The organism is Acidithrix sp. C25 (genome assembly GCF_904848545.2).
The window spans coordinates 448,498-470,299 of the sequence record NZ_CAJHCI020000002.1; the positions used below are offsets into that span (position 1 = coordinate 448,498).

Consider the following 21,802-nt stretch of genomic DNA (forward strand, 5'->3'; position numbering starts at 1 on the left):
CAATGTCAAGGCCTAAAAAAATCTAGGCCCTCACTTGTTAGCATTCACCATTATTTGCCGTGCCACAGGCGATCCCATCATTGGGCAAATCACATCTGGTCCCTGACGCTATAACTCGCGCATGTTTAGATGCGACAATTCATCCAAGCGCTTCGCATCGATAGTCAAACGCTCGGAAAAGATGGACCGCTGAAGTGCAACAGCCTCGGTACCAGATCCTCCTCGAGTGATCCTTCGCTTAACGCTTTCACCTGGCAGAAGCAGTACCGCAGCTTCATCACCAAGAGAAGGATGCGCCGAAACCAACTCCTCCAAAGGAACGTGGCGCTCAAGGGAATCCCGCACCAATCCGCCAACTATTGAGTGAGCCTTGCGAAATGGAATACCCTTTTTTACCAGAAACTCTGCTAAATCAATAGCACATAGATAAGGTGAATCGGCAGCCTTTTTCATCCGAGCAAAGTCAAACAAAGCGGTCGATAGCATCCCATTTACCGCCAACAGAGCTCGCCCAACTTGGATCAAAGAGTCAAAGAGAGGCTCTTTATCTTCTTGAAGATCACGATTATACGAGAGTGGCAGCCCCTTGAGAGTTGCGAGAAAACCACTTAGATGACCAATCAGTCGGCCAGCTTTACCTCGTGCCAACTCAGCAATGTCTGGGTTCTTCTTCTGGGGCAACATGGAGGAGCCTGTCGAATAAGAGTCATCTAGTCGCACAAATCCAAACTCTTCAGTTGACCAAAGTACTATCTCTTCACCAATCCTGGAAAGGTGTACGCCAATCAGAGAGAGGTCGAACAGTGCTTCGGCGACGAAATCTCTATCTGATACTGCATCTAGGGAGTTTTCAAACGGTCCTGCGAAGTTCAAGACCGCCGCGGTGTAGGAGGGGTCGATTGGCAAAGTAGAGCCACCAAGGGCTCCGGCACCCAACGGGCTCACATCCATTCGTCCCAGTGTGGCAATAATGCGATCGAAGTCTCTCGATAGTGCCCACCCATGGGCCAAAAGGTGGTGCCCAAAGAGAACTGGTTGCGCCTTTTGTAGATGGGTATAACCCGGAAGATAGGCATCCTTTGCGTCATCAGCTAGTTCCGCCAAGACGATTTGGAGATCTAAGATGCGCTCGGCAACTATCGTCAACTCTCGACGAGTAAAAAGGCGAAGATCGGTAGCCACTTGATCATTGCGAGAACGCCCAGTGTGCAACTTGGCACCAACGTCACCGGCAATCTCTGTAATTCGCCTCTCGATTGCGGTATGGATATCTTCATCCCGGTCTGAAAATGAAAATGAACCGCCGGCGAACTCAGACTCTATTAGGACCAATGCATCATATAGAGTTGCGGCCTCTGTGGCAGTTAGAATTCCAACCTTCTCTAGTCCTGCTAGATGCGCCTTTGAACCCACTATGTCATCTAGCGCAAGGGTGCGATCAAACGACAACGATTCGGTATAATCCCAAAGCAGCGCCGACGGTTCGGAGCTAAATCTCCCGTGCCATAAGGTCATACGTCTTCCACTTCTCCTTGCATGTCACAGCTCATTTGAGATATTCCATGACTAAAACCTTTGGTCCCCAATGGCGCACCATCGGGGCACAATCCAACAAACGATTGCGGACTCAAACCTAATCGTGATTTACTTGCTTTCTAGACCAAGTTTCGACACCTAAGCCCCAAATCCTTACAAATCCTTCCGCATCACTATGTCTAAATGCATCTTCTTTTTCATAAGTAGCTAATTCGTAGTCGTAAAGCGAATACTCCGAGCGACGTCCACTGACAAAGACTCGATTCGGTTCGAGTCCTAGTCTTACCTCACCGCTTACATATTGCTGTGTATATTCCATGAAGTTGCTTAGACCTTCGCGCAATGGGGAGTACCAGAGTCCGTCGTAGAGAAGCTCAGAAAAGCGATGTGACAATTTAGCCTTTTCATGGCTAGGTCTCTCTCAAGAGTTATGTCCTCTAGAGCATCATGTGCCATTATCAATCCAAGGGCCGCCGGGGCCTCATAGACCTCTCGACTTTTAATTCCCACGCGGCGGTTTTCGACCATATCGATCCGTCCAAAGCCATAGGAGCCAAAGGTGACATTCAACTCATCGATGATATCCACCAAATCCATTGGCTTATGATCGATCGCAGTTGGCTTTCCCTTGTCGAAGGTGATGACAACTTCGCTTGGCTCACTCTTTGTACGAACGGTCATCTCATAGACATCACTTGGAGGTGGGGCCCATGGGTCCTCCATCTCTCCACATTCGATCGCTCGCCCCAAAGGTTTTGATCGATCGAATAGGGCTTATCCTTCGTAGCAACGATGGGTATCGAATTCGCCTCTGCATAATCGATCGAATCAGCACGTGAAAATCCCCAGACTCGAACGGGAGCCACGATCTCTAGCTTTGGATTTAGTGCGCGTATTCCAACTTCGAATCTGACCTGATCGTTTCCTTTGCCAGTACAACCATGGGCTACCGCTACCGCATCGTACTTCTTTGCTGTTTCCACGAGATGGTGCGCAATCACAGGTCGCGACAACGAAGAGACGAGTGGGTATTTATTCTCATACATTCCATTTGCAAATAGAGTAGGCAGAACAAAATCATTTGCAAATTGACTTCGAGCATCTATAACCTCGACGGCGATTGCACCAGCAGCAATTGCTCGATGGCGGATAACTTCAAAGTCACCGCCTTGGCCGACGTCCACCGCCATAGCTACTACTTCATAGTCGTGTTCCTTGGCTAACCATTTAACTGCGACAGAGGTATCGAGACCTCCAGAATAGGCAAGAACAATACGCTTTTTCATATCTAGTTACCATCTCCTTATATTTACTTATCAACTATCACCGATGTGAAAGTTAGATTACTGACTAAAAAACAATTGAACAAATGAAAGCTAGAGAGATCACCTTTTGGTTCTCGAGGTCACTCCGTTGCCTCAGGCGATCATACAACTTATTTGGGGCTGGCCCAATTGACAAATCTGACATCTCCTAGCTAAAGCCTACCTAGCTCATGCCAACCCCATAAAAAAGACCACTAACCAAAGGCCTAGAAAAGCCACCTTTTTGATAGCCCTTCCTAGCTGCAACCTTCCTAGCTGAAATCAAGGAGCTGAAATAAACAAGCAAGTACAACCGGTAAGAGCTTTTATCGCCGATTTTCATCTTTGTGTGCTCCTATTCGAGTCACGGTCAACCCATCTATATGTAGCATGATCGGACCGTTTAGTGCGATCGGACCATATAGCGTGATCGCACTCGCAAAATCTACGAGCAAATATCTGGTCAAATCATCTCTCTCAGAGGCCAGCCAGTCCGCTAAGGCGTCGATGAAGCTCACTGGCGCCACCCTCGGCAGTAACCAGCAAAATAGTATCATCACCAGCAACCGTTCCCAGTAGCCCCTCCACTGTCGTTCGATCCAATGCAGATGCGACAACGTGCGCAGAACCCGGGGGCGTCTTGATGAGGACCAAGTTACCCGAGACAATCATATCCACAACCCACTCTGAAAGGACCCTGCGAAGATGGTCAGTGTCTAAGCCATTGTCACGCAACCCCGACGGAATCGCATAGACAAGTTCTCCGCCAGGAACCTTCACTTTGATCGCCCCGAGCTCTTCCAGATCTCGCGAGACCGTCGCTTGAGTGGCATCTAAACCAGAGCGAGCCAAGATTGCAACCAATTGCGCTTGCGATGAGACGTACTCATTTTCTAGGATCTTTGCAATCTGATATTGTCGTCTATTCTTAGTCACCTAAAACTCCATCTCAAAAAAGCACTCACTGCGATCGCGATAGGTCTCTTCGAAATGGTAAGTCGCTGCAAAAAAGCCATCGACGACAAAAACCCAGTTACCATTACCGTGGTCGTTCAATTTCACGACTACCTACTCAGGGTCATGCTAAGGACCCCTTTGAAGGCAGCCATCCGATTGGCTGCTTGTTTAAAGATTACCTTCGCGTAGCGCTCCATTACTTCGTTGGTGACCTCTTCGCCTCTATGTGCAGGCAGACAGTGCATATAAACCGCATCGGAATCCGCTTTGGCCATCATTGCACCATCAACCTTAAAACGCGGCTCAAAGGCTGCCCTGATCTCTTGGGCCCTTGCTTCATCTCCCATCGAAACCCAGGTGTCACCATAGACCACATGGGATCCGCTCACCGCATCAATTGGGTCGTCGTAAAAGGTTATCGGACCCAGTTCGATTAGGGAACGCTTGGTTTGCTCGTCAAAGTCGTACCCATCTGGAGATGCGATTGAGATCGAGGCGCCGATTTTGAGGGCAGCCTGGGCCAAAGAAAGTGCAACATTATTTGAATCACCCACATAAGCGATGCGAAGTAGCTCACGGTTGAACTTGGAATCAAATAAATCAGTGATGGTCAATAGATCTGCTACTGCTTGGCATGGATGAGCCTTATCAGATAGAAGATTTATTACGGGAACCGAAGAACCCAGATCAGAGATCGATCGAGCCATCCGTTGGAGCACCCGATGATCAAAGACGCGTGCCGCTATAACACTATGATATCCAATCAATGTCCTAGCGATATCTTCGGCCGACTCACGAACATCTATCCCTACCTCGGCGGCTTGGATGTAGACCGGATGGCCCCCTAGGGCAACGGTGGCCATCTCGGCGGAGTTTCGAGTACGTAGAGATGGCTTTTCAAAGATCAAAGCTACTCCTTTGCCTCGCAGGAGATTTGCATCTTCCTTCTTCGCCATCTCTAAGATCTCTTTTATTTGGTCTCCATCAAAAGAGTCAAAGTCTAAAAAATTCACTTTTCATCGCCTTTATAAAAAATCCACAAAACTCATCTAAATCCACTACGCCGACCCAATGCAAAAGCTTCAAAGACGGCCCACATACAACCAAATCATCCACAGACTCACTAACGCCACAGCTAAAGCCCTAAGCACTAAAACCCAGAGCACTAAAACCCAAAGCATCAAAGTCTCCAACCACGCCATCTGGAGCCTTGAAAGATAAGCGTCTTAGCGCCAGTAATTCACAGCAGCCATTAAGAGCGATGAGGGCCCTTTGATACCTTAGAGAAAGTCGATCGCGCTAGCAATTATCCCTAGTGCAATATCTATCTCTTGAGCTGTGACCAAAAGAGAAGGAGCAAGTCGAATGATGCTATCTCCAATTGGATTCACAATCAACCCAAGTTCCAAGCACCTCTTGGCCATCTTGGAGGCGTTTTGATCTCTAAGGCCAAACCCAATCAAAAGACCTTCACCTCGTACTAAAGAGATTCCTTCGATACGACTCAAACCCTTCTTTAGGTAGCTTCCCATCTCAATTGCACGCCTCACAACATCTTCTTCGATCATGGTGGTAATAGTCGCTAGGGCGCCAGCCATTGCTAATGGCGACCCACCAAATGTTGTCCCATGATCTCCAGGGGCGAAAGACTCCCAAATACCGTTCCTCGCCCAAAGGGCACCTACTGCAACGCCCGAGGCCATCGCCTTTGCCATGGTTACCATGTCAGGGGAAATTCCGCCTCGATGGTGATCAAACCAGTTTCCGCAACGCCCAAAGCCGCTTTGAACCTCATCGATAATCAATAGAACTCCATATTGACTAGTAAGTTCACGACAGAGCGCCAAATAGTCACGATGGAGTGGGATCACCCCTGCTTCGCCTTGAATCGTCTCGATAATCAGCGCCGCCACGGTAGGCCTGGAAAGAGCCTCCCTGAGTTGTTCGACGTCACCGGGTTCGATATGGGAAAAACCAGGGACTAGGGGCATAAAGGGAATCTGTTTGGAGACTTGACCCGTTGCGCTAAGTGCCCCATATGTCCGACCATGAAAGCTACCATTTAGGGCCACAATATCAGTTCTTTGTGGGCCACCATATCGCCGAGCCAACTTTAGTGCTGCCTCGTTGGCCTCAGCCCCTGAATTAGAAAAGATTACACGACCACCTTGGGCGTCATCTCCGGTAATTAGACGATCGATAAGATAGGCAGCCTTAGGACCGTTTTCATTTGCGAAGAAGTTCGAGGTGTGAATCAACTTGTGTGCTTGCGTTGCAATTGCATCGCTAACGCTCCTAGGACAGTGACCTAGCGAACAGACTGCAATTCCACCTAGAAAGTCCAGAACTGCGCTCTCGTCACTACGATAGAGCCAAGAACCCTCACCTCGAACAAAGGCATCGCGCGGTTCGCCGTAGTTTGCCATCAAATAGCTCTTAGTCCCCTCCATCGCATCGATGGTCTGAGAAAAGGCCAAAAGCTCTTCATAATCACTCAATTAAATCTCTTTTCTGTCCATGTCTAACCAATCGCTAATTTGGTCTCGACAATCTCTAAATGACGGCTTCACCTGCGACTTTCCCGCAGGATTATTTCACCACCATTGTTCCAATTCCATAGTCGGTGAAGATCTCAAGCAGCAGTGAATGTTCAAGGCGACCATCTAAGATATGGGCTGATCCAACTCCTACCTCAAGCGCCCCTAAACAGCTCTTTAGCTTTGGGATCATTCCATCGGCAATCGATGGACTTCCCAGAAGCTTGGCCAACTCAACTGAGTCGGTACGCCTGATCAGCGAAGATAGATCGGGGTAGTTGGAATATATCCCCTCAACGTTGGTCAGATAGATCAGCTTTTCTGCTCTAAGAGCTCCAGCAATGGCACCAGCTACAGTATCTGCATTGATGTTGTAGGCTTGGCCACTGTCATCTAGCGCAACTGTTGCTACCACCGGTATCAGCCCCTCATTTAGGAGCTTCAATAGGAGCTGTGGATCGACACTTTCAACTTGTCCCACAAAACCCAAGTCACCTCCAGCCGCGCTCACATTGATCAGACCGGCATCTCCACCGCTTAGGCCCACCGCAACCGGGGCCAGTTGATTGATTGCACCCACGATCTCTGGATTGATCTTTCCCAAAAGCACCATTCTGGCAACTTCGAGGGTCGCTAAATCTGTAACCCGAAGTCCCCCTACGAATTGGCTCGCAATTCCCAATCGACCTAACATCTCACCGATCTGTGGTCCTCCGCCATGGACGACAACAACTCTGATGCCAACTGACGATAGGGTGACGACGTCCTTGGCGAAGGAGACCAGGGCATCCTTTTCATCTGAGTCTGAGATCGCATTTCCGCCGTATTTGATTACAAAAGTAGCACCATGAAACCTTCTTATATAGGTCAGAGCCTCAATCAAAACACCAGATTTTAAAAGTGCATCATTAAATTCAACCAAGAGAACTCATTTCAAAACCACCCAACAATAAAAGAACTAGTAGGAAAGACGCTTCCTTCACCACCGAGACCAACTACCTCAAATAATCATCTTTGAACCAAAGTCGACCTGGCCATCCGCCTTGTTTTATGTACCAAGCATCGCAACTAACTAAATAAAAGAGCACTGGCCAAATTGCATCTAGTCAAGCCAGTCAAAATTGAAGTTAGGCGTTCACGTCCACCGGTGGGCGTTAGGAGGTCCTCATGTTTTCAGCTATGTATGCTGGCGATAGGTCAGCTGTGATGATTGAAGCTGACTCGATGCCACATGAGAGGTCCACTTCAAGATGAATCTCGCGCAAGGCCATCACCGCTGCCGTAGTAGAAGGATCAACCAGAATCTCTTCACCGTCGCTATAGAGCATTATCCCGCCGTATCTTATTGTGACTCGATCGATATCAAGGTCCACGCCAGCAGTGCCAACCTCGCTAATAATACGTCCCCAATAAGGATCCTCGCCAAAAAACGAACACTTGACCAAAGACGATTCCGCTATCTTGCGAGCAACAGCTAAGGCATCGTCGACGCTAGCTGCCTTAGTTACAGCCACCTCAATAAGTTTGGTTGCACCTTCGGCATCAAAGACGATTTGGCGAGCTAGGTCATAGCAGATCGAATATAACCCTTGGTAAAGCTCTCCTGCGCTTAGTGATCTTCCGCTTTTTCCTGAGGCCATTACAAAGACGGAATCATTCGTAGAGGTACAACCATCTATGGTGATTCGGTTGAAAGTAGCATCAACAGCCCGAAAGAGACCTTCGGCAAGGTCATCGCGATTTACTTGCGCATCAGTCGTAACCATGGCAAGCATCGTCGCCATATTAGGGGCGATCATCGCCGCACCTTTAGCGATCCCTCCGAATTTAACTCCATTTATCTCATAAGTCGAGGTCTTAGCGAAGGTGTCTGTGGTCATCATTGCCTCAGCCGCTAGGGTTCCGTCTTGAAGGGTAGCACCAAGGCTGTCTACCGCTCCTTCGAGACCGCCAATTAGCTTTTCCACCGGCATTTGAATTCCGATCAATCCGGTAGAAGCCACCATCAAAGAAGTCGGATCAACCCCCAAGAGTTCACCCAGGCGCTCGAGCGACCGCTTAGCCGCTTCATCTCCCCGCTTGCCGGTTGCAGCATTGGCATTTCCGCTGGTTAGCAAGACGCCAACCATCTCGCCTTTGCTCAGAGCTAAATTTGCCTTCGACAATTTGACCGGTGCCGCAGCAGATAAGTTTGTCGTGAAGGTGCCAGCGGAAACATATGGACGGCAGTCTTCGCTTACGACAAGAGCCATGTCAGCCTTATTGGACTCTTTTATGCCAGCAGAGACCCCTGATGCCCTAAAGCCACCTGGAAATGTAACACTCATGGATAAAAACTCACTTTCGATAAACCGGCATCCTCGGCTAGACCAAAGGCGATATTTGCCGCCTGTATAGCCTGACCAGCGGCGCCCTTAACCATATTGTCGATCGCAGCTAGAACTATGACCTTATTTGTCTGAGCGTCGTAACTGACCGAGACTAAGGCATTGTTAGTACCTAATGTGGATTTAGTTCGTGGGGAGACTCCTGGTGCCAATACCTCGACAAATTGATCTCCACTATAGAAGTCACTAAGGAGACCATTGAGATATCGACTTAGAAGAGATGACTTAGCAGTAATGTCGCTGACGTGGGAAAGGCCAAGCTCGCCCGCAACTTCGCCCGATAAATCGCCAAAACAAGTCGCCAATATTCCCCTTGTCATTGGGACCAGATGGGGTATGAACAAAACACTAGATCCTAAGTTTTGCTCAATCTCAGGGCGATGGCGATGGCCAAAAAGACCATAGGCCATCACATTTGAGTCAATCTCACTAAATAGATTCGCAACCGATGAGCCTCGCCCCGCCCCCGAGACGCCACTCACCGCTGAGATCACGACGTTGTTCGAATCGATGATCGACTGATCCAAAAATGGAAAGAGGGCTAAAGTCGAGGCAGTTACATAACATCCCGGCGCCGCTATCAACTTAGCCCCTATCAGCTGGGATCTATTTAATTCACAAAGGCCATAGACAGCTTCTTCAAGTAGCTTAGGCTCCGGGTGGACATAGCCATAGTAACTCTCATAAAGCGAGGGATCTTTGAGGCGAAAGTCAGCTGATAGGTCGATGACGCAGGAGACCTTATCGATAATTCGAGGCACGATCTTGGTTGCAGTATTATTTGGTAGTGCCAAAAAGGCGAGGTCGACTTGGTTGTGTTCGATAAAGTCACACAAACCATCGGTATCGAAGAGCACCATCTCACCAAAGCTTGAGGTCTCAAGGTGAGGATAGATCTCGCCTAGGGTAGCACCGGCATTTGCGCCACCCGATAGACCAACCACTTCAAAGCTGGGGTGCACCCCCAAGGATCTAATGAGTTCTGCACCACCATATCCTGATGCTCCAAAAATAACTGCTTTCACAAGAGTTAAATATACATCGCTATGAATTATTCACTGCGATGTATCATAACTAATCTCGCAATTTACCAAGTCCTGCACGCTCTACCTGGTCAATTAGGCCATTTCGCACAGCTCTGATCTCAGCATCGGTCAAAGTATGGTCAAAAGAAGCAACATTTATGCGATAGGTAAGAGATCGCGCATAGTCACGAAGAGCAGGGCCTTCATAAGCGTCAATCAGCTCGATGGTACTCGCGTAGCTCTTTAGCCCCTTTTGAATCTCTTTAGCCAGCATGTCTGCCAAGACCGCTCGCTCCACTCCAAAGGAGAGGTCAAACTCGGCCGAAGGAAATTGTGAAGGAGCTGGAACTACTTGGGTTGCAACCTCACCAAAGATCGTCTTATCTAAGTCCATCTCCATGTAGACAACCGGACTAGGCAAAGCCTCGCCAAGGATATCTTCAACCACAAAGGGGTTTATCTCGCCACAGACCCCAACCATCTCACCATCTCGCAAGATCGCTAGGGTATTGTTTGGGTGCATCCCGAAGTAACCAGCCTCCAACTGGCGAGCCACCTCTATCTCGCTGAGACGAACAACGCTCAGATTTTCTTCCACTCCGAAATGACTGATCAAATCAAGGTATAGATCATATCCCCAAATGCCCAAACCACTCTGTCGATAAAAGAGCCACGCTCCATGTTCACTTTCATCGGGCAGAGCTTGGTCATATTTGGGGTAAGAAAAGACCTTGCCTACTTCAAAGAGAGCTACAGTCTCCTCGCGACGTCGAACATTGGCTATTAGACCACGGAGCAAGCCTGCAAGCATAGAGCGTCTAAGAATTGACTCTTCTGCGACCATCGGGTTGGAGACAGAGAGTTCACGGCCGTAATCGCCCAGGCGGCGCTGTTCGTCCGGGCCAAGAAGGGTTGAACTCCATGCTTCATAAAATCCCTTTGCCACGCAAAATCCAACCAGCTCCCGCCTCTTTCTTTGCACCAGACTGAGTCCCCCAACATTTGGGACCAACAACTGGTGGCGTTGAATATTTGAATATCCAAAGTGGCGAGCAAACTCCTCAATCACATCTGCTTCAATGCGGACATCTGGTCGATTCGACGGCGGGGTTACCATAAGGGTCGCCTCGTTAGCCTCATCGATCTCAAAGCCCATTATCCCGAGCTTCTTTGCGACGATCGAGATAGGAATATCACTTCCAAGGAGAGCCACGATCCTCGATGGTCGCACCTCAATAACAGGAGCCACAAACTCGCCCCTAGCAATTGCAATTGAGGTAGGACTAGTACCTAATAGGAAGGAGAATCTCCCAAGTGCCAATTGACCAATGAGTGGATCCACGCCTCTTTCAAAGCGCGCCGAAGCCTCACTTCTAAGACCCAGGCGCTTGGATGTCTTAGCAATCAAGTCGCTCCTAAAGTGAGCAATCTCTAAGATCACCTCATCGGTAGTGCTGGCAATCTCACTTGAGTGACCACCCATGATTCCAGCGATTCCAACGACGCTGTCATTTGAGTCGGCAATCACTAGGTCAAGCGGCTCCTCTGAGCCTCGTCTTGGTTCAGCTAAAGTCCGCACCACTCCGTCAAGGGTCACAATCTCTTCTTTTGGCTTGGCTGAACGAACCACTAAAGACGACGATGGCAAAAGAGTCAAATCATATGGGTGCGTGGGTTGTCCAACTTCCAACATCACATAGTTGGAGACGTCGACTACGGGCGAGATCGAACGCATCCCAGCAAGCTCAAGGCGACGAGCTACATATGGTGGTGCCTCCAAAAGTGAAGTCCCCTCGAAGTTCGCAATAATCAACGAGGTAGCGCCTTCTCCAAGTACCCCATCATCAAGGGGTTTGACCTCAACCGAGCTAAGGTCGGCCACCTCAGGCCCACTAAAGTCAAGGCCAAAATAACAAGCTAGCTCTCGGGCTACCCCAATGTGAGAATTAGCGTCTGGCCTATTGGCTTCGATCGCCAAATCAAAGACCACCTCTGGGGTGATTCCCAAGGCTTGAGTGACTTCTAATCCAGGTGCCAATGAAGGATCTAAGATCATCAACCCATCTAGATCGAGACCAAGGCCAAGCTCCTTGGCCGAGCAAAGCATCCCGTTAGAGGCTACGCCCTTCATCTTACGTGGCGAAATTGCAAAGTCACCAGGAAGCACAACGCCCGGACGAGCTAGAGGAACTTGATCACCAACGCCAAAGTTAAAAGCTCCACAGACGATCTGTTCGGTTTCGCTTCGACCGGCGTCCACTACAATTCGCCGGATCCTATCAGCACCCTCTATCGAATGAACCTCAAGAACTCTGGCAACGACAACGCCATCTAAATTAAATCCGCTACGCTCTACGCCCTCTACCACCAGGCCAAGGGAGTTCATCGCCTCCACCATGATCGAAACGACGTCACCTTGCTCGCTAGAATTCGAAAGCGAGTTGAAGTCTGCGAATTCATTCAACCACGAAAGTACTACACGCATCTAAGTTGATCTTTCACTAATTATTGAAGAGATATGGCCAACGTCGATTCGAATGAGAAATTCTAAATCTCAGTTGGCATCAAAAGGGCTAGAAAAATATGGAATGGGGTAAATTTACGCCCTTTTAGGGGCAGTGGCTTATAAAAATTTCGCGATAGCGTCCTTTATGGCGGCCATGCAAACGCCAATCAAGCACGCGAGAGGTAGCGAAGGTCATTCTCAGTAAGGATTCTCATATCTGGAATCTCATATCGCATCTGGGTTAAGCGATCAATCCCAAAGCCAAAGGCAAAACCTGAATAGACCTCCGAATCGATCCCTACTGCTGAAAACACATTCGGATGAACCATTCCACAGCCCCCGAGCTCAATCCAGCCAGTTGACGAGCATGTGCGACAGCCACTTCCGCGACAGATCGTACAAGTAACCTCAAATTCAGCAGATGGTTCTGTAAAGGGAAAGTAAGCCGGACGAAGGCGAGATTTTATGTCAGGTCCAAAATACGATTGTGTAAAGGCTTCAATCGTGCCTGCGAGATGGCCAAAGTTTATACCCCTGTCAACAACCAGTCCCTCGATCTGGTGGAAACCAACAGTATGTCGCGCATCAGCGGTGTCACGTCGAAAGACCCTGCCTGGCATAATCGCATAGATCGGAAGTGATTGGTTCTGCATCACCCGTATCTGAACTGGCGAAGTGTGGGTTCGTAGCAGTACCGAATTATCTGCTCCATAATTTAGGTAAAAGCTATCTTGACCATCACGAGCTGGATGGAACTTAGGTATATTGAGTGCCTCAAAGTTATACCACTCTGATTCAACCTCTGGTCCTTCTTCAACGCTAAAGCCCATGCCAATAAAGGTATCTTCAAGCTGCATCCGAGTACGAGTCACCAAGTGACTACGGGCTGAGGAGATACGGTCTCGTCCTGGCCGCGCCGTTGGGTCACTAAAAGATGACGCTAAGACCATTGAGCGCTCTCGATTGACGAGATCGGGTCGCGCCTCTGCCACGACACGGTCGATTCGATCTCGAAGTTCGTTTATTATCTCGCCAGCCTTTGGCCGAAGAGAGGCCTCAAGACCCCCGAGTTGTCGGTATATGCCCGCAACCTTACCCTTTTTACCGGTAAAGTCCGAGGCGAGAAGGTCTAGGTCACCGACAGATTCAACCTTAATAAAACGTGAATCAAATTCTGTGGAAAGCTGCTTTACCAAATCTTGAAGTTGATCAATATCCATATAATCCTAATTCCACGACGCCTAAAACTCTAGAAAGATAGCCTAACCGGGCACGGATCCAAAATTTGACATTCAAATCGGTAGATACAACATTGCTAAAAGATTGCCAAAATTGACCACCACGAGAGATCCAGTCACCGCCTAATGGGTTAGTCATCTGACGGGTTGATCATCGCCAGGATAATTGCCAAAGTAAAAGTGAGCCACCTAAAGCAAATCGATACTCTTTTTTCAACAGAGCGTTTTTGGGTCGTATCATTTTTCGACGTGGCATCTTTTGACGTGGCATCTTTTGAGGTGGCATCTTTTGAGGTGGCACAACATAGCCAAGCAACAAGTTAGCACTCAGGTCCAGTTGACTTGCCTTCGATCAGCTAACCTTATGGTAAGGGCCACATTTTGAATTAAGGACGGCGTCGCAATTCGTGATCACCCCGCTAAATCGATGAAAACTTCAACGCTATAGAACCTACCTGTTTAAAAACGAGATATTCACCTTCGTGTACAACCACAAAGCTTCATGGGTCATATAAATGAGATCCCTAGGATTGCTTGGCACCTTTGATAATCAGCTAATAGCAGCAATCATCTACTTCAAAATCCACATCGACTAGGGTGGTTTGAAACTGACTCCAAGCAAAGAAACTTTCGTGAAAATCTCCTCTTTAATCCCATCGCTTGTCAAGCTAATCGATTCCATCCAACGAAAAAACAAAGTCGCTTCATTTATGGTTGCGGTGTATATAAAATCCTCGAGAGATCGAGTCTCTTCGATGGCTGCGCTCTTTGCCTATTATGCCCTCTTTGCGATTATCCCACTATTAATCCTTCTTGTGGGCCTCTTGGGGATCTTTACGACCCACAACAGTTCCCTCAAAGAAACGGTCCTAAATTCAGCTTTAGCGAACTTCCCAATCATTGGCGCCCAGATTAAATCCAACATTCACGTACTGGTGATTGGAACTATCAGCTCGATCGTCTCGGTCGTAACATTAGCCTCAGCTACGAAAGGGCTATCCTCCATCGCCATGCGATCAATGCAGGACATCTGGTACGTGGTACCAGCCGAGCGCGGAGGCTTTGCACCCCAACTTGGCAGAAAGATCCTATGGAGCTTAGTGATTGGAATTGGATCAATAGCATCGACAACCCTAGCTGCTTATTCATCAAGATTCTTGATAATTTCAATCCTCATCGCCGCCCTAATCAACATAGCAATGTTCATCTTGGCTACAAATATCTGCTTACCTAAGTCGATTGGCATTCGTAAGATCTGGCGCGGTGCTGTTGCAGGAGCAATCGTCTGGCAGATCCTTCAGTTCTTTGGCTCTTCGATCGTCTCTCATCAACTCTCAAAGGCAAGCGCTCTATATGGCTTCTTTGGGATCGTAATCGGGCTTTTAACATGGGTTTATCTGATCAGCTACGTCACGTTAATCACTGCACAGATCGACGTCGTATTTGAGCTCAAACTTTGGCCAAGATCGTTGGATCGATCTAACCCAACCACAGCCGACCTAGCTGCTCAAAAGCTACAAAACAAGGCAAATGTCATCTACACAAACCAAACCCTAGAGTCGACACCCGCACCAAAATCTATAAATGGGAGATGAAAAACCAACGGCCCTACCATGCGCCCGTTACAAACTTTCAATTCACCCAACCGTTCAGAGTCGAACCCGGAACTACTACAAATCCACATACGACAACAGAGCTATCTCCTGCCACCCAGATCAAAGAAGGTTACCACTTCGATAACCACGACAACCTCGACAGTTCGCCGCTCACCAAAGTTTAAACCCAATTAGTCAAAATCCAATTAATCGTGCCCTCGGTTGGCACTTCGTCACCCAGGGCATCGCCTTGAATGAAACGGCGCTCACGAGCGTACCGTGGGCCTCGCCACGACACCATCACAGACAGGCAACACCTCTGCTAAAGCAACACTTGGGTCTATAAAAGAATCCAATAAGGTACTGACGTAGAGAGGTACCTGCCTAGATTTTCGAAAATCAAATGACATCGACCGACGTGTTAGTCCCACACGGCAATAAAAGCACACTTATGGTCGAACTAGGACTGGAGGTTCTTGAGGGAATACGAGCGCTACAGATGGCTTTCGCTGCGCTTCTTCTGGATTACTAGCAACCTGAATCGCCACGCGGGTTGCGAAGTCAACTTTCAAATCATAAACTTAAGGATACGTTTCTTGGTACTGTTCTAAGAGAAAGTCGCGAGTCCCAGAGGGCCAGCCCGAGGATGCCAAGTGGTATCGTCTAGGACGGGAGCCGGGACCCGCGCATTTATTGAATCAAATTCGCGCCAAAGTAAATAGCTTTCCCTGCCACTCCTCCTTATTGGAGTCGGTCGAAATAGCCCTTAAGTACTCAGAAAAAACTCGTACAATCCCACAAACTGCTCCAACCAACCGAAATAATGGATCCTTCTTTGCGTGTCAGCCATAGGTAAGCTATCCAGAATCGTAAAGATTGTTTAGCCCATCAAGAATCGTTACCCCGTCGCGTCCATCCTCTCCTTGGCCTCGACTCTCCTTCCACAGCTTCGCAATCCTTCATGGAAGATTGCCGGAGCAATCGTGGTAAATCCGCTGGATCGCGCCACAATAAGAGGACGCCGTCCATTAGCGATTCCAGGAGTTCAAAACCGGGGCAGGTGATCTATATCAACGATGCACCAAGGCAACTGAATCTAACCAAAATTGAGAGTTGCATTTGGCATCTCTCAATTTCCACCAAATCTACCTTAGTACTTCGTTACAATTAAAAGCTGAGTGGAGCCACTGGCTCAGACGTGTTAGGGCCATTGTGGTCAAGCGTATCCAAATAAGCCTCGAAAGAAATTGCAAGTGATCAAGTCCATCTGCGCCTGGTAGTGGTAGCGGTAATAGCATCGCCCACAAGAAACCTCACGACTTCAAGAAAACTTGCCGAACAGTACCTGCTAGCTGGCTAAACGGCAGATTCTCATTTGTTATCACAAATTGACGCTGTCGTTTGGACCGGCCATCGCATCGCAGAAAAGGGAGTTAATCACACTATTACCAGGAATAAAAAGTAGTTAGAATCAGCAGGCAGAAGTCCGCTATCAGGGTATGTCAATTCAGAAAAGATCAATCATCATATATAGTTCGCTATATCAAACCGACAAAACCACGTTGTCTGGCTGACTCAAAGAGTAATAGCGTTGCTGCCATCGAAGCATTCAGAGACTCGAGACTAGGGGCGGTTGGAATTCGAACCATCTTATCGCAGCGGTCCTCAACCTCTTTGGTAATTCCAAAGGCCTCGTTGCCAATTACAATCGCTACATTTGCAGAGAGTTGTGCATCAACATATGAAAGTTGCGAGCCAAGGCTAGTCCCGTAGATCTCATATCCTCGATTGGAAATCTCCGCCAAAGTGTCGTCTTTATCAACGGCAACGGTGACGTCCACAAAAAATATGGAACCAACAGAAGAACGAACAACCTTGGGGTTATAAGGGTCGACACAACCTGGGAGAAAGACGATCTCACGGATACCCGAGGCATGCGCTGATCTAATTATGGTACCTGCGTTGCCAGGGTCTCGAATCTCATCTAACACAAGTATTGGCAATGTGGTACTAGATGATGGAGTTCGCCTGGTCTCCATTGGAGCCACCGCAACGACAGGTTGGGCATTCGAGAGATCCAATATCGCCTCTAGGAGACCGCTCTCAACTTCAAAGACGGAGATCCCTCGCTCAAAAGAGTCGGTAATCAAAGGAAAATGGCTCTGATTTAGATCGCAGGAGTAATAGACACCCTCTAGATCGATTCCCGATCGAAGTGCTGCCTCAAGGCAATTAGGGCCCTCAAGGACAAATGCTCTCTCAGAAAGACGGAAGCTGGCCTTGGAGACCAGCTTCCTCAATCTCTTTATACGTTCGCTTCGCCCGCTCAAACGCATGGCTTACCCAAACGACCTAGTCGTCAGAGAAACCAAAACGAAATAAGACGAAAGGCAATAGTAAAGCAACTGTCTCTAAGCTTCTTTAGCGGCTAAGGCTTCTTTGGCTACACTAGCGATCTGGGCAAAGGTGTCGCCATCGGTGACAGCTAGCTCTGCGAGCACTCGCCTATCCAAATCAATCTCCGCTAACTTTAGCCCTGCGATCAACTGAGAGTAGCTGATGCCATTCAAACGCGCTGCTGCATTGATCCTTTGAATCCACAAGCGACGAAAATCACCCTTTCGCGCGCGACGGTCGCGATATGAGTACTGCAAAGCGTGCATGACTGCTTCGTTTGCTGACCTAAAACTCTTTGACCGATTACCGTAGTAACCTTTAGCGGACTCTAATACTGCTTTATGGTTTTTCTTGGCGTGAACGCCACGTTTTACTCGAGCCACTTGTCCTACCTTTCCTCAAAACTAATCGCACCTAACCATCAATGAAAGATGCACAAACCAAAATACGATCTATCGCATTCTCCTGTAAGACCTATAAAACCAAGATCTATAAATCCGCGACCGATAACCGGCTCTGTTAGAGACCTAGCATTCGACGGATTTGTCGAGCCTGGCCGCCAGTAACTTCAGCATCTTGTGCCAAGCGCCTTGTCCTTGTTGAGGACTTCTTCTCGAGCAAATGCGCTCGATAAGACTTGCGCCTTGTAATCTTTCCGGTAGAAGTCACTTTAAAGCGCTTCTTCGCACCGGTATCAGTCTTCATCTTTGGCATAACTATGCTCCCATCTCATTTATCTAAAAACTTCTCGTACCCTAGGCATTCGTCCACGGCAATCAAGTATCCAAAACTAAAAGTACCCCAACTGGTGCCAAGGCGAAACAGCGGCCGGTCAAAAAGAAAACACGACCTCTAGCAAAACACCAAAAGTAACTGCATCAACTTTAGCGCACCAAACAATAAACTTTTTTGGGCTTTAGGGACACAAATAACCATCGACCCGAGTCAAAGAATCAGGCAAGTATCAGCTTTTCAACATAGTCTTACCAGTAACCTTGGGACTGTCAGAATAGACAGTGCCTCTCGGCAATCCTAACTAAATATCACCATCGGCGATAATGTTAGGATGATCATCCCCGCTGTCGCTACGAGTAGCTACAGGTTTTACTGGTGACTTACGCTCGGGTGCTAAAACCAAAATCATGTTCTTCCCGTCAAGCTTCGCCGCAGCCTCAACCTTGGCGATTCCGGCGGTCTTCACTTCGATCTTATCGAGAATCGACTTACCGAGCTCTGGATGAAATACTTCTCGTCCTCTAAACATCACAGTAATTTTGACTTTATGGCCCTCACCTAGAAACTTGATAACCTGTCGGGTCTTAGTGTCAAAATCTCCGATGCCAATCTTTGGACGGTACTTCATCTCTTTTAGCTGCGAGCTTACCGACTTGCGCCTTGAATCTCTAGCCTTTTGAGCGCTATCAAACTTGAATTTGCCATAGTCCATTATTCGACAAACTGGAGGCATTGCATTAGGTGCCACCTCCACCAAGTCAAGGTCCATGGTCTTGGCAAGATCTATAGCCTCGGCCACAGATTTAATGCCTAGCTGATTTCCTTCTTGATCGACGAGTCGAACTTCTCGCGCGCGAATCCTCTCGTTTGTACGAGGTTCACCTGGTGTTGCAGTTGCTATCTAACATCACTCCCTAAGTATGAAAAATTCAAACCAAAATCGACATCACTAAAAAAGAGACACTCGATCGGTACTAAATTAAAAATTACAACAAATTGGCTCAATAAATCAAGCGAACTCTATGCCGAACTGAGTCGAGCCCGATGAAATAAGATTCATCAAGGCGGCAGCCGAAGCTAGCACTTGCAAAGAATAGTGCTATTAGTCTATCGGTAATGAGTACGCTTTGGACACCTGATGGTGAATACACCCCGAAAACAGAACAAAATGAAACCCCGGCGCCACAGCAAATGGGAGATTTGAAGAATGCCGAGGAAAAAAAGGACGAAACACAGGAGCTGGCAGATCAAATTAGAAAAGCCGATCCAGCGGTAATCGTGGCAAATCACTGCTATGGCCTCTTCGAACTTGCCGCAATACACCTTTCAGATCAGCCACCAAATCTAATTGGCGCATCTCTTGCCATTGACGCACTAGCTGGTATTGTAACCTCACTTGAAGGTAGACTTGGAGAATACGAGCCAGAACTAACTGATGCCCTAGCACAGCTTCGCCTAGCATTTATCCAGATGTCTTCGCTCCAGTAGCGATTCCACGGAGCTGCTAATACCTAATAGATCTGAGTTTCAGCAAAGCAATATGCTCACCTGAGACTCAGATCAAGACCATAGCCAAAATGACAAATTCGCCGATCCATAACAAATCCTGCCCTACAAACATTGGCCGAACCATAGATAGCACACTTGCATCCATTCACATAACATATAGAGAAAAAACAATCGGAATCCGCGCCTAAAAACTCTCGATAAATGGACATCAAAATTGGTATCAAGATAACCATGGCCGACCCCTGATTTCGCACAAGTACTCCACCACTAGAGATGGCCGCAAGAAATCGATGGCGTAGCCTAAGTTATAGCCAAAGTTACAGCCAAAAGACGAGCTGAAGCTTAAATCAAGTCGGCTTCGCCACTATGTCTACACGTCCAAGGATTGCACGCCACAGAACAATGGATGCCGTTGCAAATCTCCCATCCCCACAGGGGAACTTATCGTGAATTTAACGCCACACGGCTACAAGACGAGAGTTGTACCCCGCCCAAAATCAAAAAGCACCCATATAGGTAAATTCAGCCCAACAATGGAGCTAGGGATGAGGCGGCGACCGAAACCTTACCTTATCGTCAATCAAAAGAAGCACTACGGGATAATTTTAGAGAGCGGAAGCTCCAAGATGCCGGTAGCACCTGCGTCTACCAACATTGGAATCAAGGTGTTAATCCCCTTGCGCGGCACGACCGTCTCGACCGCAAAACCAGCGTGACCAAAGAGTTCTGCCACCGTAGGCGCCTTCATGGATGGAATTAGAGAAATTACCTTCTCGAGATCCGATCCACCCACATTCAGCTTGAGTAAGACTTGACCCCTTGCAGCAAGCGTTCCCGACAAGAGGGTATAGAGCTGATTCATCGCGTGCCTTTTAGCCGGATCAGCAGCAGCAATTGGATTAGCCAAAAGTTCAGTGTACGAGACCAAAACTGTATCGATAATACGCAGTCCTGCCGCGCGGATAGCCCTTCCGGTCTCAGTGATTTCTACCACAGCATCGGCTATATCTGGAATTTTAGCTTCAGTCGCTCCATAAGAAAGAAATACGTCTGCATCAATCCCTTTGTCCTCGAAATATCGTCGAGTCAAATTCGGGTACTCGGTAGTCACCCTGACGCCGTCTTTGAGATCTGAGACCGACTTGACTCCTGAAGATTCCGAAACTGCCAGCACAACTCGAATTGGATTAGTAGTGACCTTTGAGTATCTCAGCTCTCCAATACTCACCAACGTGCTCGAGGTCTCTTCAACCCAATCTCGACCGGTAATTCCTATGTCAAAGAGGCCATCGGCAACATAGGTTGGAATCTCCTGTGGTCGCAAGATTCGAACCTCATCGATCCTTGGGTCGTCGACGCTAGCTCGATAGTCCACCTCCGATGAACGCTCAACAACTAGATCAGCATCTCCAAATAGCTCCAGAGTCGCCTTCTCCAACGATCCCTTTGGAAGCACAACCTTTAGCATTCAAACCTCTACTTTATTCAAACTCATCGATAATAACCCTAGCCGTCAAGGATCTGACCAAGAGTAACCTTGAGCAATTGATTTGTGGATGTTTCGCCAATATCCAAAGAACTCAACCAAACCAACGATTCACCCTCTTTGAATGCAAACAAATACAAAGGTGATGGTCCATCAGGTAAGCCTCAAATGACTTTCACTTTATGACTTTGAACCAATGCCAGCCACAAAAGCAAGTCCCATGGCGATTCCTCTTCTCACCTCAGCACTTCGCATCGTTCTAAACAATTCCATAAATGTTGGAGGACGCTTAGATCCAAGGATCTCCGAAGTAGCCGAAAGACCACTTTGGAGGCCCCGGAGCAACTTCGGATCGAGTTGTCCTGCCAATCCTAAAAAACGAGCCAAATTTTCAATTCCTTGTCGAGTCGATGGATTATTCATCTTCTCCACAATCACACTTGTCGACTGCGGTCCATTCTCTAAAAGGGCATTCAACAACTCAGTGACCTTTGAGGTTGAGAGGTTCTCCACAAGACGTGCCAGCTCATCTTGAATCAATAGCTTTTCATCAAATTCTGGTTTGTAATTTTCAATCGCCTTGGCCATTG

General features: G+C 48.0%; 19 protein-coding genes and 1 pseudogene. 3 read left to right on the plus strand and 17 right to left on the minus strand.

Annotated elements, in window-relative coordinates; genetic code table 11:
• Positions 1–108 precede the first annotated feature (108 nt).
• From argH to pheS, 11 genes and pseudogenes are all read right to left on the minus strand, one after another.
• On the minus strand, positions 109–1,515 hold the full coding sequence (gene argH / locus ACIDITHRIX25_RS95140; protein WP_201733156.1) for an argininosuccinate lyase: 1,407 nt from the start codon (positions 1,513–1,515) through the stop codon (positions 109–111).
• Positions 1,516–1,633: 118 nt separating this feature from the next.
• Positions 1,634–2,822, minus strand: a pseudogene (locus ACIDITHRIX25_RS95145) (argininosuccinate synthase).
• A 495-nt stretch (positions 2,823–3,317) separates the two neighbouring features.
• Complete coding sequence (gene argR / locus ACIDITHRIX25_RS95150; RefSeq protein WP_052606250.1) at positions 3,318–3,776, minus strand: arginine repressor; 459 nt, start codon at positions 3,774–3,776, stop codon at positions 3,318–3,320.
• Complete coding sequence (locus ACIDITHRIX25_RS95155) at positions 3,777–3,902, minus strand: hypothetical protein (protein ID WP_283770428.1); 126 nt, start codon at positions 3,900–3,902, stop codon at positions 3,777–3,779.
• A gap of 2 nt (positions 3,903–3,904) precedes the next feature.
• A complete protein-coding gene (locus ACIDITHRIX25_RS95160; RefSeq protein WP_201733157.1) occupies positions 3,905–4,810 on the minus strand; it encodes an ornithine carbamoyltransferase in 906 nt (301 codons plus the stop codon).
• Between the two features lie 267 nt (positions 4,811–5,077).
• Positions 5,078–6,295 carry an aspartate aminotransferase family protein gene (locus tag ACIDITHRIX25_RS95165; RefSeq protein ID WP_201733158.1) on the minus strand — a complete coding sequence of 406 codons (1,218 nt, stop codon included), beginning with the start codon at positions 6,293–6,295 and terminating at the stop codon, positions 5,078–5,080.
• A 91-nt stretch (positions 6,296–6,386) separates the two neighbouring features.
• The gene (gene argB / locus ACIDITHRIX25_RS95170; protein WP_201733159.1) at positions 6,387–7,256 is read right to left on the minus strand and encodes an acetylglutamate kinase; all 870 of its coding nucleotides are present in this window, start codon (positions 7,254–7,256) and stop codon (positions 6,387–6,389) included.
• A 232-nt stretch (positions 7,257–7,488) separates the two neighbouring features.
• A complete protein-coding gene (gene argJ / locus ACIDITHRIX25_RS95175) occupies positions 7,489–8,661 on the minus strand; it encodes a bifunctional glutamate N-acetyltransferase/amino-acid acetyltransferase ArgJ (RefSeq protein ID WP_052606254.1) in 1,173 nt (390 codons plus the stop codon).
• Positions 8,658–9,746 (minus strand): N-acetyl-gamma-glutamyl-phosphate reductase, encoded by a 1,089-nt coding sequence (argC, locus tag ACIDITHRIX25_RS95180; RefSeq protein ID WP_052606255.1) that lies wholly within the window; start codon positions 9,744–9,746, stop codon positions 8,658–8,660. Before argC ends, argJ begins: the two co-directional genes overlap by 4 nt.
• A 49-nt stretch (positions 9,747–9,795) precedes the next feature.
• Positions 9,796–12,231 (minus strand): phenylalanine--tRNA ligase subunit beta, encoded by a 2,436-nt coding sequence (gene pheT / locus ACIDITHRIX25_RS95185; RefSeq protein ID WP_201733160.1) that lies wholly within the window; start codon positions 12,229–12,231, stop codon positions 9,796–9,798.
• Positions 12,232–12,419: 188 nt separating this feature from the next.
• Positions 12,420–13,472: a phenylalanine--tRNA ligase subunit alpha gene (gene pheS / locus ACIDITHRIX25_RS95190; protein ID WP_082058720.1), complete on the minus strand. Its 1,053-nt coding sequence runs from the start codon at positions 13,470–13,472 to the stop codon at positions 12,420–12,422.
• A gap of 728 nt (positions 13,473–14,200) precedes the next feature.
• On the opposite strand from pheS, the gene ACIDITHRIX25_RS95195 reads away from it, so the two are divergent.
• Positions 14,201–15,085 (plus strand): YihY/virulence factor BrkB family protein, encoded by an 885-nt coding sequence (locus ACIDITHRIX25_RS95195; protein WP_152626070.1) that lies wholly within the window; start codon positions 14,201–14,203, stop codon positions 15,083–15,085.
• Positions 15,082–15,270 (plus strand): hypothetical protein, encoded by a 189-nt coding sequence (locus tag ACIDITHRIX25_RS95200; RefSeq protein WP_152626071.1) that lies wholly within the window; start codon positions 15,082–15,084, stop codon positions 15,268–15,270. Before ACIDITHRIX25_RS95195 ends, ACIDITHRIX25_RS95200 begins: the two co-directional genes overlap by 4 nt.
• A gap of 1,353 nt (positions 15,271–16,623) precedes the next feature.
• On the opposite strand, the gene ACIDITHRIX25_RS95205 is transcribed toward ACIDITHRIX25_RS95200, so the two are convergent.
• The 4 genes from ACIDITHRIX25_RS95205 to infC form a co-directional block, all read right to left on the minus strand.
• On the minus strand, positions 16,624–17,421 hold the full coding sequence (locus tag ACIDITHRIX25_RS95205) for a TrmH family RNA methyltransferase (RefSeq protein WP_052606258.1): 798 nt from the start codon (positions 17,419–17,421) through the stop codon (positions 16,624–16,626).
• A 75-nt stretch (positions 17,422–17,496) separates the two neighbouring features.
• Entirely contained in the window at positions 17,497–17,865 is a 369-nt protein-coding gene (gene rplT, locus ACIDITHRIX25_RS95210) for a 50S ribosomal protein L20 (protein WP_052606259.1), read from the minus strand.
• Between the two features lie 136 nt (positions 17,866–18,001).
• Complete coding sequence (rpmI, locus tag ACIDITHRIX25_RS95215; protein ID WP_052606260.1) at positions 18,002–18,196, minus strand: 50S ribosomal protein L35; 195 nt, start codon at positions 18,194–18,196, stop codon at positions 18,002–18,004.
• Positions 18,197–18,518: 322 nt separating this feature from the next.
• Positions 18,519–19,118, minus strand: a complete 600-nt coding sequence (gene infC / locus ACIDITHRIX25_RS95220) for a translation initiation factor IF-3 (RefSeq protein ID WP_082058721.1) — start codon at positions 19,116–19,118, stop codon at positions 18,519–18,521.
• Between the two features lie 215 nt (positions 19,119–19,333).
• On the opposite strand from infC, the gene ACIDITHRIX25_RS95225 reads away from it, so the two are divergent.
• Positions 19,334–19,705: a hypothetical protein gene (locus ACIDITHRIX25_RS95225; RefSeq protein WP_052606262.1), complete on the plus strand. Its 372-nt coding sequence runs from the start codon at positions 19,334–19,336 to the stop codon at positions 19,703–19,705.
• 613 nt (positions 19,706–20,318) lie between these two features.
• On the opposite strand, the gene hisG is transcribed toward ACIDITHRIX25_RS95225, so the two are convergent.
• Both hisG and ACIDITHRIX25_RS95235 read right to left on the minus strand, forming a co-directional pair.
• Positions 20,319–21,194 carry an ATP phosphoribosyltransferase gene (gene hisG, locus ACIDITHRIX25_RS95230; protein WP_052606263.1) on the minus strand — a complete coding sequence of 292 codons (876 nt, stop codon included), beginning with the start codon at positions 21,192–21,194 and terminating at the stop codon, positions 20,319–20,321.
• Between the two features lie 198 nt (positions 21,195–21,392).
• A complete protein-coding gene (locus tag ACIDITHRIX25_RS95235) occupies positions 21,393–21,800 on the minus strand; it encodes a helical membrane plugin domain-containing protein (protein WP_201733163.1) in 408 nt (135 codons plus the stop codon).
• Between the last annotated feature and the right edge of the window lie 2 nt (positions 21,801–21,802).

Bases quoted from the DNA above. Each gene is read 5' to 3' on its own strand.
- argH (WP_201733156.1), bottom strand. From the start codon at position 1,515: ATGACCTTATGGCACGGGAGATTTAGCTCCGAACCGTCGGCGCTGCTT.
- argJ (WP_052606254.1), bottom strand. From the start codon at position 8,661: ATGAGTGTTACATTTCCAGGTGGCTTTAGGGCATCAGGGGTCTCTGCT.
- pheT (WP_201733160.1), bottom strand. From the start codon at position 12,231: ATGCGTGTAGTACTTTCGTGGTTGAATGAATTCGCAGACTTCAACTCG.
- pheS (WP_082058720.1), bottom strand. From the start codon at position 13,472: ATGGATATTGATCAACTTCAAGATTTGGTAAAGCAGCTTTCCACAGAA.
- ACIDITHRIX25_RS95195 (WP_152626070.1), top strand. From the start codon at position 14,201: ATGGTTGCGGTGTATATAAAATCCTCGAGAGATCGAGTCTCTTCGATG.
- ACIDITHRIX25_RS95200 (WP_152626071.1), top strand. From the start codon at position 15,082: ATGAAAAACCAACGGCCCTACCATGCGCCCGTTACAAACTTTCAATTC.
- ACIDITHRIX25_RS95205 (WP_052606258.1), bottom strand. From the start codon at position 17,421: ATGCGTTTGAGCGGGCGAAGCGAACGTATAAAGAGATTGAGGAAGCTG.
- rpmI (WP_052606260.1), bottom strand. From the start codon at position 18,196: ATGCCAAAGATGAAGACTGATACCGGTGCGAAGAAGCGCTTTAAAGTG.
- ACIDITHRIX25_RS95225 (WP_052606262.1), top strand. From the start codon at position 19,334: ATGAGTACGCTTTGGACACCTGATGGTGAATACACCCCGAAAACAGAA.
- hisG (WP_052606263.1), bottom strand. From the start codon at position 21,194: ATGCTAAAGGTTGTGCTTCCAAAGGGATCGTTGGAGAAGGCGACTCTG.
- ACIDITHRIX25_RS95235 (WP_201733163.1), bottom strand. From the start codon at position 21,800: ATGGCCAAGGCGATTGAAAATTACAAACCAGAATTTGATGAAAAGCTA.